Raw genomic sequence first — 16,611 nt, 5'->3', positions numbered from 1 at the left:
ACGTGAATACCCCTGGAAAAGAATGAATTTCAGGGGTATGCGCGCTTGGCACTCGCTGATGAGACTACTGCTTGGCCTCGATGACGCCAGCCAACAGCTGACTGTAGGTCAAGCGCCCGAGGAGCTGAAAGCAGGCATCCTTTTGGTGCCGCGCTCGTACCAATACACTTCCCAGGCGCCTTCAGGGGACTGCTCGACAGCCCACGCGTAGTCCGCATGCCCACCGAGCGCAACGGTCGCAGGCGAGATGCCGATTGATTCCAGAGCCCTTGCCAATTCGGTGAGCGTCAACTTTGTTCTCCTTCGCCTCGGCTGCTTCCGCTACAACGCCAGTTCGGATGGCGGCCGAAGGGGGGCGAGTCGGTCGACAGGTCCTAGCCGTAGGGCGATCAGTTGGACGTGGATGCAGTACGTCCGCCACCCTCAGCCGTATCCACCATAGGGTCAGGGTCGTCGAGCGGTGGAACGTCTTGGCCGTCGAGCACTTTGCGCATGCGGTCCTTGTCGAGTTGTCCTTCCCAAGCGGCCACGACGAACGTCGCGACACAGTTGCCCAGCAGGTTCACCGAGACACGCATCGAATCCATGATGCGGTCGGCGCCCAGGAGCAGGGCCACCGCGGCAACCGGGATGGCGCCGTGGCCGATGGCGGCTACGGTCGCCGACAGCGCGAGGAATGACGATCCGGGCACTCCGGCCATGCCCTTCGATGTCAGCATCAGCACCAGGACCGCGGTGATCTGTTCGCCGAGGCTCAGGTTCACGCCCAAGGCCTGGGCCAGGAACAGCACACAGATCGAGAGGTAGAGGGTCGCTCCGTCGAGATTGAACGAGTAGCCGGTCGGCACCACCAGACCCGTCGTGGTGCGTGAACAACGTCAGCTTGGCCATGATGCGCGGCAGCACGACCTCGGTGGACGCGGTGCCGAGCGCAAGGAACAACTCGTCCTTGATGTACACGACGAACTTCCACAAGTTCACCCCGGCAAAGACCCTGGCGACGACCCCGAGCACCACGATGAAGAGCGCAGCCGCGAGATAACAACAGCCGATCAGCTTCGCGAAACTGCTCAGGGAACCGATGCCGTACTGGCCGATGATGTAGGCCATCGCCCCGAACGCGCCGATCGACGCAAGTCGCATCACCCAGCCGATGACGGTGAAGAACAGGTGGCTCAGGTGGTCGACGATCTCGAGGATGACGGGCGGCCCCTTCTCGCCGAACTTGGCCAACGCCAGCCCGAATAGGACGGCGAAGAACAGCACCTGCAGCAGGTTGTTGTCGGTGAATGCCTTGAACAACGACTCCGGGATGATGTTCAGCAGAAAGTCGACGGTGTGCGGCAGTTCCTTGCTCTGGGTCTTCTTCGCGATCGCGTCGGCCCCGGCCGCCAGCGTGGCGGCGTTGACGTGGAAACCTGCCCCGGGTTTGACGATGTTGCCGACCACCAGCCCGAAGAGCAGCGCGAAGGTGGTCACCGCTTCGAAGTAGATCAACGCTTTGACGCCGATCCGGCCGACCGACTTGAGGTCGCCGACGTGCGCGATGCCCAGCACGACGGTGCAGAAGATGATCGGCGCGATCAGCATCTTGATGAGCTTGATGAAGCCGTCGGCGAGCGGCTTGAGGTCCGCGCCGACTTTCGGCTGCAGCCAGCCCACCAGGATCCCGGCGACGATTGCGACGAGCAACTGCACGAAGAGCGACGTGTACCAGGGTGGCTTGTTCGCGAGCCGGATCATCTCGCTTTTGGGAGGTTCGATCTTGGTCGCCATCGCGCGAAAGTACTGATCAGGCGTCACCGTGCGATTTCTGCGATGTTTCTGTGACGTCGCGCAGCAGATATATCCAATCCAGCAATTAGTCTCGCCACGTGCTGATCGCAATCGAAGGCGTCGATGGTGCCGGGAAGAACACCCTGACCCAGGGCCTGCGGGCGCAGTTCGAGGCCCACGGCAAGTCGGTGACCACCGTGGCGTTCCCGCGGTACGGCCGCTCGGTCGAGGCGGACATCGCGGCCGAGGCGCTGCACGGCCAGCACGGCGACCTGGCGGAGTCGGTGTACGCGATGGCGATGCTGTTCGCGCTCGACCGCGCGGGCGCCAAGGCGGAGATCGCGGAACTGAGCGACGCGCATGATGTGGTGATCCTCGACCGGTACGTCGCCTCCAACGCCGCCTACAGCGCGGCCCGGCTGCACCAGGACGCCGACGGGGAAGTCGTCGCCTGGGTGCGGCAACTCGAGTTCGAGCGGTTGGGGCTGCCGGTGCCGGATTGGCAGCTCTATCTCAACGTGCCGACCGATCTCGCCGCGGAGCGGGCGGCGCGCCGGGAAGCGCAGGACGCGACGCGGACCCGCGACGCCTACGAGCGAGACGGCGGACTGCAGGGCCGCACCGCGGCGGTTTACACCGCGCTGGCGGGCGAAAACTGGGTCGGCAGTTGGGCTTTGGTGGCACCTGACGTCGACCCGGGGGAGCTGGCCGCCACGCTGCTGGGGTGATCGGGCCACGTCGCTTACCAGCAAGTTGTCAGGTAGAAGGCAAAACACCCATCGGAGATCACAGCTTTATCGCGATCTGGTGACACCATGGACGCCATGAGGCAACGCATTCTGGTCGTCGACGACGACCCATCTCTGGCCGAGATGCTCACCATCGTGCTGCGGGGCGAAGGCTTCGACACCGCCGTCATCGGTGACGGCAGCCAGGCGCTGACCGCGGTCCGCGAGCTGCGTCCGGATCTGGTGCTGTTGGACCTCATGCTGCCCGGAATGAACGGCATCGACGTCTGCCGTGTGCTGCGCGCCGACTCGGGCGTGCCGATCGTCATGCTGACCGCAAAGACCGACACGGTCGACGTGGTGCTGGGCCTGGAGTCCGGCGCCGACGACTACGTCATGAAGCCCTTCAAGCCGAAGGAACTCGTGGCGCGGGTGCGGGCGCGGTTGCGCCGCAACGACGACGAACCGGCAGAGATGCTGTCCATCGCCGACGTCGACATCGACGTGCCGGCCCACAAGGTGACGCGTCAGGGCGAGCAGATTTCGCTGACGCCGCTGGAGTTCGACCTGCTGGTCGCTCTCGCCCGGAAGCCGCGCCAGGTATTTACTCGTGACGTGCTGCTCGAACAGGTGTGGGGCTACCGCCACCCGGCGGATACCCGCCTGGTGAACGTCCACGTGCAGCGCCTGCGGGCCAAGGTCGAGAAGGACCCCGAGAACCCGCAGGTGGTGCTGACCGTTCGAGGAGTGGGATACAAGGCCGGACCGCCGTGATCGGACGGCTCGTCACGCCCGAGCCTGAGACCGTAGGGCGCCGGTGATCTGGGGATCACGACGGCGTATCCGTGGCGGTTTCGGCTCGGGCGCTTTCGTGCGCGGGCTGGGTGCCGTCGGCCGGGTGGTCGGCTACGCCTGGCGCCGCTCGCTGCAACTTCGCGTGGTGTCCCTGACGCTGGGGTTGTCCCTTGCGGTCATTCTCGTGCTCGGTTTCGTGCTGACCAGTCAGATCACCGATCGGATCCTCGAAGCCAAGGTCCGCGCCGGTACCGAGGAGGTCGAGCACGCCCGCACGACGGTGAGCGGCATCGTCGGCGGCGAGGAGACGCGCTCGCTCAACAGCAGCCTGCAGCTGGCGCGCAACACTCTCATCGACCGCAAGGTCGATTCGGGCTCGCGGCTGGCCGGTGCGTTCGACGCGGTGCTGGTGGTGCCTGGTGACGGTCCGCGGGCGGCCACGTCGGCCGGGCCGGTGGGCGAGATTCCGAACTCCTTGCGGGACTTCGTCAAAGCCGGTCAGGTCAGCTATCAGTACGCGACGGTCCACACCGACGGGTTCTCCGGTCCGGCGCTGATCGTCGGTAGCCCGACGTCGTCGCAGGTCACGAATCTCGAGCTGTACCTGATCTTTCCGCTGAGCAACGAAGAGAGCACCATCGCTCTCGTACGCGGCACCATGGCCACCGGCGGCATCGTGCTGCTCGGCCTGCTCGCGGCCATCGCCCTGTTGGTGGCGCGGCAGATCGTGCTGCCCGTGCGCTCGGCGTCGCGCATCGCCGAGCGGTTCGCCGAAGGGCACCTCACCGAGCGCATGCCCGTGCGCGGCGAGGACGACATGGCGCGCCTGGCGGTGTCGTTCAACGACATGGCCGAGAGCCTGCACAAGCAGATCACTCAACTCGAAGAGTTCGGAAATCTGCAGCGCCGCTTCACTTCTGACGTCAGTCACGAGCTGCGGACGCCGCTGACGACGGTGCGCATGGCCGCAGACCTGATCTACGACCACAGCGAGGAACTCGACCCGGCGCTGCGGCGCTCGACAGAGTTGATGGTCAACGAGCTCGACCGCTTCGAGACGCTGCTGGCCGATCTACTGGAAATCTCCCGGCACGACGCCGGTGTGGCCGAACTGTCGGTGGAGTCGGTCGACCTGCGTGACACCGTGCAGAGCGCGCTCGACAACGTCGGCCACCTGGCCGACGACGCGAACATCAAACTCGCCGTGCATCTTCCCGACGAGGCCGTCATCGCCGAAGTGGATCCGCGCCGCGTCGAGCGCATTCTGCGCAACCTCATCGCCAACGCGATCGACCATGCTGAGAAGAAGCCCGTTCAGATCAAGATGGCCGCCGATGTGGATACCGTGGCAGTGACGGTCCGCGATTTCGGCGTGGGTCTGCGACCGGGCGAGGAGAAGATGGTGTTCAGCCGGTTCTGGCGCTCTGACCCCTCGCGGGTACGGCGCTCCGGCGGCACCGGCCTCGGCCTGGCCATCAGCATCGAGGACGCCCGCCTGCACCAGGGCCGGCTGGAGGCCTGGGGCGAGCCCGGGCACGGCGCCTGCTTCCGGCTCACGCTGCCGCTGGTACGCGGTCACAAGGTGACCACCAGCCCGCTGCCGCTCAAACCCACTGGCCCCAAATCGGTTACGGCCCTCTCGTCCGGCGAACTGCCCGCGGGGGAGACGTCATGAAAGGGGCACTGGCGCTCTGCGCGGTGCTGATGCTGGTCCTGACGGGATGCGCCGGCGTACCCAGTTCGTCGGCACCGCAGGCTGTGGGCACGGTCGACCGTCCGGCCCCGCGGAATCTGCCGACGCCGTCGCCGGGCATGGACCCGGACCTGCTGCTGCGCGAATTCCTCAAAGCGACCGCCGATCCCGCGAACCGGCATCTCGCGGCACGCCAGTTCCTCACCGAATCGGCCTCCCGCTCCTGGGACGACGCCGGTAGTGCCCTGCTGATCGACCGCGTCGTGTTCGTGGAAACCCGTGGCACGGACAAGGTTTCGGTGACCATGCACGCCGACATCCTGGGTTCGCTGTCGGATGTCGGGGTGTTCGAGACCGGCGAGGGCGCGCTGCCCGACCCGGGCCCCATCGATCTGGTGAAGACGCCGCGGGGCTGGCGCATCGACAAGCTGCCCAACGGGGTTTTCCTGGACTGGCAACAGTTCCAGTCCACCTATAAACGGGACACACTGTACTTCGTCGACCCGACCGGCAAGACCGTCGTGCCCGACCCGCGCTACGTCGCGGTGTCCGACCCGGACCTACTCGCCACCGAACTCGTCACCAAGCTGTTGTCCGGGCCGCGCCCCGAGATGGCCAGCAGCGTGCGGAATCTCATGGCCGCACCGCTGCGGTTGCGTGGTCCCGTGACGCGGGCCGACGGCGGCAAGACCGGTGTCGGGCGGGGCTACGGCGGCGCCCGCATCGACCTCGAGAGCTTGTCGACCACCGACCCGCACAGCCGGCAACTGCTTGCGGCACAGATCATCTGGACGCTGTTCCGGGCCGGCGTCAACGGCCCGTATGTGATCAACGCCGACGGTGCCGCCCTCGACGACCGCTTCGCCGAAGGGTGGAACACCTCCGACGTCGCGGCCACCGATCCGGGTGCCGATCCCGGCGCGGCGGCCGGACTGCATGCCCTGGCCGGGGGATCGCTGGTGTCGCTTGAAGGAGACAACGCGCCGCGGGTTGCCGGCGCGTTCGGCCAACTGCCGGGCCAGACCTCGGCGGCGTTGTCGCGTAGCGGGCAGGAGGTCGCCTCGGTGGTGACGCTGCGGCCCGGCGCGCCGGACATGGCGCAGTCGCTGTGGGTGGGTCCGCTCAACGGCGATGCGGCCCAGGCGCTCGACGCGCACACGCTGACGCGTCCCAGCTGGTCGCTCGACGATGCGATCTGGATCGTCGTCGACGGCACCAACGTCGTGCGCGCGATCCAGGAGGCGGCGTCGGGCCAGCCCGCCCGCATCCCCGTCGACTCGTCGGCCGTGGCCACCAAGTTCCCCGGTCCGATCAGCGCGCTGCAGCTGTCCCGGGACGCCACCCGTGCCGCCATGGTGATCAACGGCCAGGTGATCCTGGCGAGCGTCGAGTTGCGTGAGGGCGGCCAGCTCGCGCTCACCTATCCACGCCGGCTCGGCTTCGGTCTGGGCAACACGGCGCTGTCGCTGTCCTGGCGCACCGGCGACGACATCGTGGTGACCCGCACCGACGGCGCGCATCCCGTGTCATACGTCAACCTCGACGGCGTGAACTCCGACGGACCCACCCGGAACCTGGTCGTCCCGGTGTCCACCGTGGCGGCCAATACCTCGACGGTGTACCTCGCCGATCAGCGCGGGATTCTGCAGCTGTCGGGTTCGGCAGCGGACAACAACCTGATGTGGACCGATATCCGGCCGCTGATGGTCGCGGGCGCGCTGCCCGTGCTCCCTGGCTGATCGGGCTGGTGTCGTACCCCCGAGTCATGCTGACCCCATGCTCGACCTGGTCTTGCCCGTCGAATGTGGTGGCTGCGGCGCGCCGGCGACGCGCTGGTGTCCCGCCTGCGCGGCGGAACTGACGGTCCGCCCCGACGAGCCGCACGTCGTCACGCCGCGTGAGGACCCGGGGGTGCCGGTCTTCGCGCTCGGGCGCTACGCCGGAGCCAGAAGACGGGCCGTCGTCGGACTCAAAGAGCACGGCCGCACCGATCTCGTGGCGCCGCTGGCCGACGCGGTCGCCGCGGCCCTGCGGACGTTGATCACCTGGGGTCTGATCGTGCCGCCGCTGACGGTGGTGCCCGCGCCCACCCGCAGCCTGGCCGCCCGGCGCCGCGGCGGCGACCCCGTCGCGAAGATCGCACGCGCCGCGGCCGCGGCTCTTCCGGGAGTGACGGTCCAGCCGGCGCTGGCCATGCGGGCCTTCACCAGAGACTCCGTCGGCCTCTCCAGTGCGCAACGACAGCGCAACATCCGCGGCCGGGTTCGACAGCGCACACCGGTGGCGGGGGAGACCATTGTGTTCGACGATGTGGTGACGACCGGTACGACGGCAGCCGAGGCCGTTCGGGTCCTGCAAACATCCGGAGCACAGGTGGCGGCGGTGCTCGCAATAGCACACGCGTGAGCCTCGAGACGGCACGACACGGCCGGAGCAGTACCTACATCAACTCGATATGAAGTTCTCAAAACCGGTATGCGAAATCGGTGGCACGACTAGGTGAACTCGGACTACCGTCGGCTGCAACCACCCGTGAAGCCTCACGGCGGTACCGACATATTCACTCGGTACCAAATCGCTGACAGCGGTAGGAGGTGAGTAGTCAACACCTTGCGCCGGGCTGCGGCGACTTGCAGACCCGCTCGGCGCGTAGTTCAGACCGTGTGCAAGAAGAGCCACACGTGCACTGCGAGAGAGAAGCGAGTTGCTAAGCATGACAACCCAATCCGTGGATTCTGCCCGCTCGACCATGTTTGCCGACGACACCGAGCCTGCGCCCGAACCGCACGCCGACGTCGTCGTCAAGGGCCGCAACGTCGAGGTCCCCGAACACTTCCGCATCTACGTTTCCGAGAAGCTCGCTCGATTGGAGCGCTTCGATCGCACCATCTACCTGTTCGATGTCGAACTCGACCACGAGAAGAACCGGCGCCAGCGCAAGAACTGCCAGCATGTCGAGATCACGGCACGCGGCCGCGGGCCGGTCGTTCGCGGCGAAGGCTGCGCCGACAGCTTCTACGCGGCCCTCGAATCGGCCGTCGGCAAACTCGAGAACCGGCTCAGGCGCAGCAAGGACCGCCGCAAGATCCACTACGGCGACAAGACGCCGGTGGGCCTGGCCGAGGCGACGTCCATCGTCCCGCCCGAGGATCTGCCGGAGGTGCCGAACCAGACCGCAGCCGCCGAGGTCGACGACCATGTGCCCGGTCAGGTGGTCCGCGTCAAGGAACACCCGGCCAACCCGATGACGGTCGATGATGCGCTCTACGAGATGGAGCTGGTCGGACACGACTTCTTCCTGTTCCATGACAAGGAGAGCGACCGGCCGACGGTGGTCTACCGCAGACATGCCTATGACTACGGATTGATCCGTCTGTCCTGAGGTCCCGCTGATGCGCCCCCGGCCGAACCGCCGGGGGCGCACTCTTATCTGCCGATTCCGCCGGTCACCTACGATGGTCACGTCTAACCCGCCGACGTATATCCGTTCCAGACCCACAGGGGAAAAGCGTGCTGTCGAAGTTGCTCCGCATCGGTGAAGGCCGCATGGTCAAGCGCCTGCAAAAGGTCGCCGACTATGTCAACACCTTGTCCGATGACGTCGAGAAGCTGTCGGACGACGAGCTGCGCGCCAAGACCGAAGAGTTCAAGAAGCGCATCGCCGGTGGCGAGTCGCTCGACGACCTGCTGCCCGAGGCCTTCGCCGTCGCCCGCGAGGCGGCCTGGCGCGTGCTGGACCAGCGCCACTTCGACGTCCAGGTGATGGGCGGCGCGGCGCTGCACTACGGCAACGTCGCCGAGATGAAGACCGGTGAGGGCAAGACCCTGACCTGTGTGCTCCCGGCCTACCTCAACGCGCTCTCCGGCAAGGGTGTGCACGTCGTCACCGTCAACGACTACCTGGCCAAGCGCGACAGCGAGTGGATGGGCCGCGTGCACCGCTTCCTCGGCCTGGAGGTCGGGGTGATCCTGTCGCAGCTGACGCCGGAGGAGCGTCGCGCCGCGTACAACGCCGACATCACCTACGGCACGAACAACGAGTTCGGTTTCGACTACCTGCGCGACAACATGGCGCACTCGGTCGACGACATGGTCCAGCGCGGCCACAACTTCGCCATCGTCGACGAGGTCGACTCGATCCTCATCGACGAGGCCCGTACCCCGCTGATCATCTCCGGCCCCGCCGATGGCGCGTCGAACTGGTACACCGAGTTCGCGCGCATCGCGCCGCTCATGGAGAAGGACGTCCACTACGAGGTCGACATCCGCAAGCGCACCATCGGTGTGCACGAGGCCGGCGTGGAGTTCGTCGAGAACCAGCTGGGCATCGACAACCTCTACGAGGCCGCCAACTCGCCGCTGGTCAGCTACCTGAACAACGCCATCAAGGCCAAGGAACTGTTCCAGCGCGACAAGGACTACATCGTCCGCGACGGCGAGGTCGTCATCGTCGACGAGTTCACCGGCCGCGTGCTGGTCGGCCGCCGCTACAACGAGGGCATGCACCAGGCCATCGAGGCCAAGGAGCACGTCGAGATCAAGGCCGAGAACCAGACCCTGGCCACCATCACGCTGCAGAACTACTTCCGGCTCTACGACAAGTTGTCCGGCATGACCGGTACCGCGGAGACCGAGGCCGCCGAGCTGCACGAGATCTACAAGCTCGGCGTGGTGCAGATCCCCACCAACCGGACCATGATCCGCCAGGACCAGTCCGACCTCATCTACAAGACCGAAGAGGCCAAGTACATCGCCGTCGTCGACGACGTGCAGGAGCGCTACGAGAAGGGCCAGCCGGTCCTGATCGGTACCACCAGCGTCGAGCGGTCGGAGTACCTGTCCAAGCAGTTCACCAAGCGCCGCATCCCGCACAACGTGCTCAACGCCAAGTACCACGAGCAGGAGGCGAGCATCATCGCCGAGGCGGGCCGGCTGAAGGCCGTCACGGTCGCCACCAACATGGCCGGCCGTGGTACCGACATCGTGCTGGGCGGCAATGTCGACTTCATCGCCGACGTGCGCCTGCGCAAGCGCGGTCTGGACCCGGTCGAGACCCCGGAGGAGTACGAGGCGGCCTGGCACGAAGAGCTGCCGAAGGTCAAGCAGCTGGTCGAGGAAGAGGCCAAGAAGGTCCGCGAGGTCGGTGGCCTCTACGTGCTGGGCACCGAACGCCACGAGTCCCGTCGTATCGACAACCAGCTCCGCGGTCGCTCGGGCCGTCAGGGTGACCCGGGCGAGTCCCGGTTCTTCCTGTCGCTGTCCGACGAGCTGATGCGCCGCTTCAATGGCGCGACCCTCGAGGCGCTGCTGACCCGGCTGAACCTGCCGGACGACGTGCCGATCGAGGCCAAGATGGTGACCCGCGCGATCAAGAGCGCGCAGACCCAGGTCGAAGGGCAGAACTTCGAGGTCCGCAAGAACGTCCTCAAGTACGACGAGGTGATGAACCAGCAGCGCAAGGTCATCTACCGCGAGCGCAAGGCGATCCTCGAGGGTGAGGACGTCCAGGACACGGCGCACAAGATGCTGGTCGACGTCATCACCGCCTACGTCGACGGCGCCACCGCCGAGGGCTACGCCGAGGACTGGGATCTGGCCAAGCTGTGGGACGCGCTCAAGACGCTGTACCCGGTGGGCCTGGACTATCACAACCTGATCGACTCCGACGAGGTCGGCGAGCCGGGCGAGCTGACGCAGGACGAGCTGCGTGAGGCGCTGATCGCCGATGCCGAAAAGGCTTATGCCAAGCGCGAAGCCGACCTGGAGGCCATCGCCGGTCCCGGTGCCATGCGGCAGCTGGAGCGCAGCGTCCTGCTGAACGTCATCGACCGCAAGTGGCGCGAGCACCTCTACGAGATGGACTACCTCAAGGAGGGCATCGGCCTGCGGGCCATGGCGCAGCGCGACCCGCTGGTCGAGTACCAGCGCGAGGGCTTCGACATGTTCACGGGCATGCTCGAAGGCTTGAAGGAGGAGTCGGTCGGCTTCCTGTTCAACGTGCAGGTCGAGGCTCAGCAGGCGCCGCAGGTGGCCCCGGTCGCCGCGCCGCAGGGGCTCGCGCAGTTCGCCGCGGAGGCCGAGCAGAACGCCGCCCAAGAGCAGGCCGCACCGGCCGCGTTGCGCGCCAAGGGAATTGAGGACAAGGCCCCGGCCATGACCTACAGCGGTCCAGCAGAGGACGGGTCCGCGGAGGTGCGTCGCGAGGGTGGCCGGCACGCGGCGGGCCCGGGCTCGCGTCGGGAACGCCGTGAGGCCGCGCGCAAGCAGAAGCGGCGGTAACCCGCTCAACCCAGCTGCAGGGCCACGAATTGCCAACGCCCGCCGAGCATTTCGATGCGTCCGGCGGCGGCGTGCAGACGTGGCCCGCGGCTGAAGGTGGCGAACACCTCGGCGGCCGTGGGCAACCCGTCCTGTTCACGGGCGGTGCGTAGCCGCACCTTGCGCAGCGCTGCCGTGCCGTCGCTCCGGTTGTGGTGGGGCCATGACGACATGGCGTCGAACAGTGTCGAGGTGACCAGCGGACGCAGCTGCGCCATCGGCCGGCGTCGGTCGCTGACCTCCAGGACCCGGCGCAGGGCGGCGTCGGCGAACATCAGCGCGGCCGTGGGCGGCGCGACCTCGTGCCGAGATACGACGGCGGATACGGTCGCGCAGTCCGGTTCGGGATCGGCCACCACCTGCAGTCGGTTGGGGGCACGCACCGCCGCGCCGGTCTCGATCGGCGCAGGCTCGTAGTCGACGATCGGCGCCGTGAGGTCGATGTCGATGCGGGTCGATGCGGTCATGAAATCTCTCCAGCCGTCGGTCAGGTGCGTGACGCATCTGCTGGAGAGTTGCAGACCGCTAAATCATCGCACCGGTTTCACCAGGTGCTCGACGCCAATTCGCCGATCCGGTGCTGCGGGGGACCGGTCCCGGGGATACCGTGACGGGGTCGATCCGCCAGGGGTGAAGGAGAGCGGGCTGCATGGTGACCCGGTTGTCGGCGTCGGACGCGTCGTTCTACGGGCTGGAAGACTCATCGACACCCATGTACGTCGGGACGCTGTCCATTCTGCGTAAGCCGCGGGCCGGCCTGAGCTACGAGACGCTGCTGGCGACCGTCGAGGCCCGGCTGCCGCAGATCCCGCGCTACCGGCAGAAGGTCCGCGAGGTCACGCTCGGGCTGGCCCGGCCGGTCTGGGTCGACGACCGCGACTTCGACATCACCTATCACATCCGGCGCTCGGCGCTGCCGTCCCCGGGCAGTGATGCCCAGCTCCATGACCTGGTGGCCCGGCTGGGCTCGCGACCGCTGGACAAGACCCGGCCGCTGTGGGAGATGTGCCTGGTCGAAGGGCTCTCCGACAATCGGCTGGCGATCTACACCAAGACCCACCAGGCGCTCGTCAACGGCATGACGGCGCTGGAGATCGGGCACGTCATCGCCGACCGCACGCAGAAGCCTCCCGAGTTCGGCGAGGACATCTGGATCCCGGGCCGCGAACCCAGCGATGCCTCGCTGCTGCTGGGTGCCATCGGGGAGTGGATCACGCGCCCGACGGCACAGCTGGCCGCCGTGCAGTCGGCGGCGGCGGACATGATCTCCAGCACCGAACAGTTCGTCGAGGCCGGCCGGCGCGTCATCGACATGGCCCGCACGCTGGTTCGGGGCACCGCCCCGAGCAGTCCGCTGAACGCCACCGTGTCCCGCAACCGGCGATTCACCGTCGCCAAACACGAGCTGGAGGAGTACCGCCAGCTACGGACGTGCTTCGACTGCGACGTCAACGACGTGGTGCTGTCGGTGGTGACCGGCGCGCTGCGGAACTGGCTGATGTCCCGCGGTCAATCGGTGTCGACGGGCCTGACAGTGCGGGCCATGGCGCCGATGTCTGTCTATCCCGAAACCGACCATCTGGAGACCGCCGGCCCCGGCCAGGCGATCAGCGAGGTGACACCGTTCCTGGTCGACCTGCCGGTGGGCGAGAACAACGCGCTCGTCCGGCTGTCCCAGATCGCGCACGCCACCGAGACCCAGGCCACGACGACCACCCCGGTCGACGCGCGCACCATCGTGGCGCTGTCGGGTTTCGCGCCGCCGACGCTGCACGCCATGGGCACCCGGGTCGCGACCAGCTTCCCGGCGCGCCAGTTCAACCTGTTGATCACCAACGTCCCCGGCGCGCAGAAGCAGATGTACGTCGCGGGCACCAAGCTGCTGGACACGTACGCGGTGCCGCCGCTGCTGAACAACCAGGTGCTGGCGCTCGGCATCACGTCGTACAACGGCAGCCTCTACTACGGCATCAACGCCGACCGCGAGGCCATGAGCGACGTCGACGTGTTCCCGAGCCTGTTGCGCGAGGCGCTCGACGAGCTGCGCGAGGTGGCGCGCTGATGGCGTCCAGGAAGGCCCGCGCGAACTCACCACCTATGTGCCAGATCACGTGGCCGAGCTGATGGGCGATCCCGAGAGATCCCTCTAGAGTGCCCTGGTGCGTGTCTATATTCCGGCGACCCTGGCGATGCTGTCGCAACTCGTGGCAGACGGGGTGATGCCGGCCCGCAGCGGTACTGCGTTCGCGGTGACGCCGACGTTGCGTGAGGCCTACGCGCACGGCGACGAGGACGAGCTCGGCGAGATCGCGCTGCAGGAAGCCGCGCTGGCGTCACTGCGGCTGCTGGCCGGCGAAGGGGTCGGCGAGGAAGCCGGGTTGCCGCCGCGGCGGGCGGTGCTGGTGGCCGAGGCCGAAGAAGTGACGGTTCGCCCGGATCTGGACGACGCGGTGGTGCGCCTGGCCGGGCCGGTCAAGCTGGCCGACGTGATCGCGGCGTACGTCGACAACTCGGCGGCCGAGCCGGCGGTGCTTGCTGCGGTGGCCGTCGTCGACGCCGCCGACCTCGGTGACGAGGACGCCGAGCTCACCGTCGGAGATGCTCAGGATCATGATCTGGCGTGGTACGCCGCTCAGGAGTTACCGTTTTTGTTGGAGCTTCTATAGCCCTTGTCCCTGGCTTGCAGGGGTAGCTACTTGTGCGTAGGTTACGGTACCGTAGGTTAGGACGACCAACCGAGCGGGAGTGAACGTGGCCAAGAACACCATCAAGGTCTCGGCCAATGTGGTCGACACGGTGCGGCCCAAGGTTGCCGGCGCCAAGGAACGGCCGGGGTGGCACGCGCTGCGCACGCTCGTCGGGCGCATCACCACACCGCTGCTGCCGGACGACTACCTCAAGCTGGTCAATCCGCTGTGGTCGGCACGGGAGCTGCGCGGCAAGGTTGTCGAGGTGCGCCGCGAGACCGAGGATTCGGCAACCCTGGTGATCAAGCCGGGCTGGGGCTTCTCGTTCGACTACCACCCGGGGCAGTACATCGGCATCGGCTTGCTGGTGGACGGCCGCTGGCGGTGGCGCTCGTACTCGCTGACCTCGAGCCCGGTGGAATCGCGCGGCGACCACACCATCACCATCACGGTGAAGGCCATGCCCGAGGGCTTCCTGTCGACCCACCTGGTCGGTGGCGTGGCGCCCGGCACCATCGTGCGACTGGCCGCGCCGCAGGGCGAGTTCGTCATGCCGGATCCCGCGCCGGGCAAGGTGCTGTTCCTGACCGCCGGGTCGGGCATCACCCCGGTGATGTCGATGCTGCGCACCCTCGCGCGCCGGGACCAGATCACCGACATCGTCCACCTGCACTCGGCCCCGACCGCGGCCGACGTCATCTTCGCCGACGAGTTGGCGAAGCTGGCCGAGGCTCACCCGAGCTACCAGTTGCGGGTGCGGGCCACTCGTACCGAGGGACGCCTGGACCTGTCGAAGCTGGACGAGGAAGTCGCCGACTGGCGGACGCGCGAAGCGTGGGCGTGTGGCCCGGAGGCCATGCTCCACGACGCCGAGCGTGAATACGCGGCGGCGGGGCTCGGGGTGCGCCTGCACCTGGAGCGCTTCGCGGCGTCCCGGGCTGCGGTCGAGGGCACCGGTGGTTCGGTGACCTTCGAGCGCAGCGGAAAGACCGTCGTCGCCGATGCGGCGACATCGCTGATGGAGGCCGGCGAGCAGGCCGGCGTGCAGATGCCGTTCGGTTGCCGGATGGGTATCTGCCAGTCCTGCGTGGTGAGTTTGCTGGAGGGTCACGCACGCGATCTGCGGACCGGAGCGGAACGGGAACCGGGCAGTCGGGTGCAGACGTGCGTTTCGGCTGCGGCCGGCGACTGTGTGTTGGATATTTAACAAAACCGCAGATCTGGGAAATATAGAATTTGCTGTCTAGCAACCTACGGTTGAGTAGGTTACGCTAGCGTAGGTAACTGGAAGGAGGTCGATATGGCAGTCACTGACGTACCTGAATTCACGCACTTGACCGAAGCCGATATCGAGGCTCTGGGCGTCGAGCTGGACGCGATCCGGCAAGACATCGAGGAAAGCCGCGGCGTTCGCGACGCGCGCTACATCCGCCGCACCATCGCGGCACAACGTGCTCTCGAAGTGGCCGGCCGCCTGCTGCTGTTGCGCAGCTCGAAGCGGTCGTACTGGTGGGCCGGGGCAAGCACCCTGGGCGTGGCCAAGATCATCGAGAACATGGAGATCGGCCACAACGTCATGCACGGCCAGTGGGACTGGATGAACGATCCCGAGATTCACTCCTCGACGTGGGAGTGGGACATGAACGGGGTCTCCAAGCACTGGCGGTTCACCCACAACTTCATGCACCACAAGTACACGAACATCCTCGGGATGGACGACGATGTGGGCTACGGCCTCATTCGCGTCACCCGGGACATCCGCTGGAAGCCCCATCACCTGTTCAACCTCGGGTTCAACACCGTCCTGGCGTTGTTGTTCGAGTGGGGCGTGGGTCTGCAGCACCTGGAGCTCGGCAAGATCTTCAAGGGCCGCGACGACCGCAAGGCCACGATGATCCGCGTGCGTGAGTTCGGCACCAAGGCCGCGCATCAGCTGGGCAAGGACTACGTCGCGTACCCCGCGCTCACGTCCCTGTCACCGGGCGCCACGTTCAAGTCGACGATGAAGGCCAACTTCCTGGCCAACGTCATCCGCAACGTGTGGGCCAACGCGGTGATCTTCTGCGGCCATTTCCCCGATGGCGCCGAGAAGTTCACCAAGACCGACATGGTCGGCGAATCCAAGGGCGAGTGGTACCTGCGCCAGATGTTGGGCAGCGCCAACTTCAACTCGGGTCCCGTGCTGCGCTTCATGAGCGGCAACCTGAGCCACCAGATCGAGCATCACCTGTACCCGGACCTGCCCAGCAACCGGCTGTACGAGATCTCGATCCGCGTTCGGGCGCTGTGCGAGAAGTACGACCTGCCCTACACCACCGGGAACTTCCTGGTGCAGTACGGCAAGACGTGGCGCACCATCGCCAAGCTGTCGGTGCCGAACAAGTACCTGACCGACACCGTCGACGATGCCCCGGAGACCCGGAGCGAGCGGATGTTCGTCGAGCTCGACGAGAGCTTCGGCGCCATCGACCCGGCGACCGGCAACAAGCGCGGTCTGAAGACGGCCATCGCCACCGTGCGCAGCCGCCGTCGGGCCAAGCGCGCCGCAGCCGCCGCGTAAAGCAGTCGTGAAAACCCCCAAAACCGGCCGGTTTTGGGGGTTTTTACGTTTTCC

The 16,611-nt window shown here is 66.8% G+C and carries 13 protein-coding genes and 1 pseudogene; 11 read left to right on the top strand and 3 right to left on the bottom strand.

Going from position 1 to position 16,611, the window contains the following annotated elements; translation table 11 throughout:
* Window positions 1–108: 108 nt before the first annotated feature.
* Both ACJEIK_RS20420 and dctA read right to left on the bottom strand, forming a co-directional pair.
* On the bottom strand, window positions 109–291 hold the full coding sequence (locus ACJEIK_RS20420; protein ID WP_131808711.1) for a hypothetical protein: 183 nt from the start codon (window positions 289–291) through the stop codon (window positions 109–111).
* A 98-nt stretch (window positions 292–389) separates the two neighbouring features.
* A pseudogene (gene dctA, locus ACJEIK_RS20415) lies at window positions 390–1,776 on the bottom strand (C4-dicarboxylate transporter DctA).
* A 98-nt stretch (window positions 1,777–1,874) separates the two neighbouring features.
* Between dctA and ACJEIK_RS20410 the strand changes: the two are divergent.
* From ACJEIK_RS20410 to secA, 7 genes are all read left to right on the top strand, one after another.
* The gene (locus ACJEIK_RS20410) at window positions 1,875–2,504 is read left to right on the top strand and encodes a dTMP kinase (RefSeq protein WP_060999048.1); all 630 of its coding nucleotides are present in this window, start codon (window positions 1,875–1,877) and stop codon (window positions 2,502–2,504) included.
* A gap of 87 nt (window positions 2,505–2,591) precedes the next feature.
* On the top strand, window positions 2,592–3,278 hold the full coding sequence (mtrA, locus tag ACJEIK_RS20405; protein ID WP_020102929.1) for a two-component system response regulator MtrA: 687 nt from the start codon (window positions 2,592–2,594) through the stop codon (window positions 3,276–3,278).
* Window positions 3,279–3,321: 43 nt separating this feature from the next.
* On the top strand, window positions 3,322–4,974 hold the full coding sequence (gene mtrB / locus ACJEIK_RS20400) for an MtrAB system histidine kinase MtrB (protein WP_060999049.1): 1,653 nt from the start codon (window positions 3,322–3,324) through the stop codon (window positions 4,972–4,974).
* A 29-nt stretch (window positions 4,975–5,003) separates the two neighbouring features.
* The gene (gene lpqB / locus ACJEIK_RS20395) at window positions 5,004–6,731 is read left to right on the top strand and encodes an MtrAB system accessory lipoprotein LpqB (protein WP_409431733.1); all 1,728 of its coding nucleotides are present in this window, start codon (window positions 5,004–5,006) and stop codon (window positions 6,729–6,731) included.
* A gap of 37 nt (window positions 6,732–6,768) precedes the next feature.
* Entirely contained in the window at window positions 6,769–7,398 is a 630-nt protein-coding gene (locus ACJEIK_RS20390; RefSeq protein WP_060999053.1) for a ComF family protein, read from the top strand.
* Window positions 7,399–7,741: 343 nt separating this feature from the next.
* Window positions 7,742–8,374: a ribosome hibernation-promoting factor, HPF/YfiA family gene (gene hpf / locus ACJEIK_RS20385; RefSeq protein WP_406774253.1), complete on the top strand. Its 633-nt coding sequence runs from the start codon at window positions 7,742–7,744 to the stop codon at window positions 8,372–8,374.
* A gap of 128 nt (window positions 8,375–8,502) precedes the next feature.
* Window positions 8,503–11,271 (top strand): preprotein translocase subunit SecA, encoded by a 2,769-nt coding sequence (gene secA, locus ACJEIK_RS20380; RefSeq protein WP_409430200.1) that lies wholly within the window; start codon window positions 8,503–8,505, stop codon window positions 11,269–11,271.
* 5 nt (window positions 11,272–11,276) lie between these two features.
* Here the strand turns inward: secA and ACJEIK_RS20375 are convergent, their stop codons facing one another.
* The gene (locus tag ACJEIK_RS20375) at window positions 11,277–11,777 is read right to left on the bottom strand and encodes an Rv3235 family protein (RefSeq protein WP_060999059.1); all 501 of its coding nucleotides are present in this window, start codon (window positions 11,775–11,777) and stop codon (window positions 11,277–11,279) included.
* 182 nt (window positions 11,778–11,959) lie between these two features.
* Between ACJEIK_RS20375 and ACJEIK_RS20370 the strand changes: the two genes are divergently transcribed.
* The 4 genes from ACJEIK_RS20370 to ACJEIK_RS20355 all read left to right on the top strand — a co-directional run bounded on the left by ACJEIK_RS20370 (window position 11,960) and on the right by ACJEIK_RS20355 (window position 16,557).
* A complete protein-coding gene (locus ACJEIK_RS20370) occupies window positions 11,960–13,372 on the top strand; it encodes a wax ester/triacylglycerol synthase family O-acyltransferase (RefSeq protein WP_135355348.1) in 1,413 nt (470 codons plus the stop codon).
* Window positions 13,373–13,466: 94 nt separating this feature from the next.
* Window positions 13,467–13,976: a DUF6912 family protein gene (locus ACJEIK_RS20365; RefSeq protein WP_174814156.1), complete on the top strand. Its 510-nt coding sequence runs from the start codon at window positions 13,467–13,469 to the stop codon at window positions 13,974–13,976.
* Between the two features lie 85 nt (window positions 13,977–14,061).
* Window positions 14,062–15,204 carry a ferredoxin reductase gene (locus ACJEIK_RS20360; protein WP_060999164.1) on the top strand — a complete coding sequence of 381 codons (1,143 nt, stop codon included), beginning with the start codon at window positions 14,062–14,064 and terminating at the stop codon, window positions 15,202–15,204.
* Window positions 15,205–15,297: 93 nt separating this feature from the next.
* Entirely contained in the window at window positions 15,298–16,557 is a 1,260-nt protein-coding gene (locus tag ACJEIK_RS20355; RefSeq protein WP_409430199.1) for a fatty acid desaturase family protein, read from the top strand.
* Window positions 16,558–16,611: the final 54 nt, after the last annotated feature.

It is taken from the genome of Mycobacterium sp. SMC-16 (assembly GCF_046250085.1).
In the GTDB taxonomy this organism is placed as follows: Bacteria; Actinomycetota; Actinomycetes; order Mycobacteriales; family Mycobacteriaceae; genus Mycobacterium; species Mycobacterium phocaicum.
Note: the sequence above shows the minus strand (reverse complement) of the source record. Positions and strands in the feature narration are given on the sequence as shown.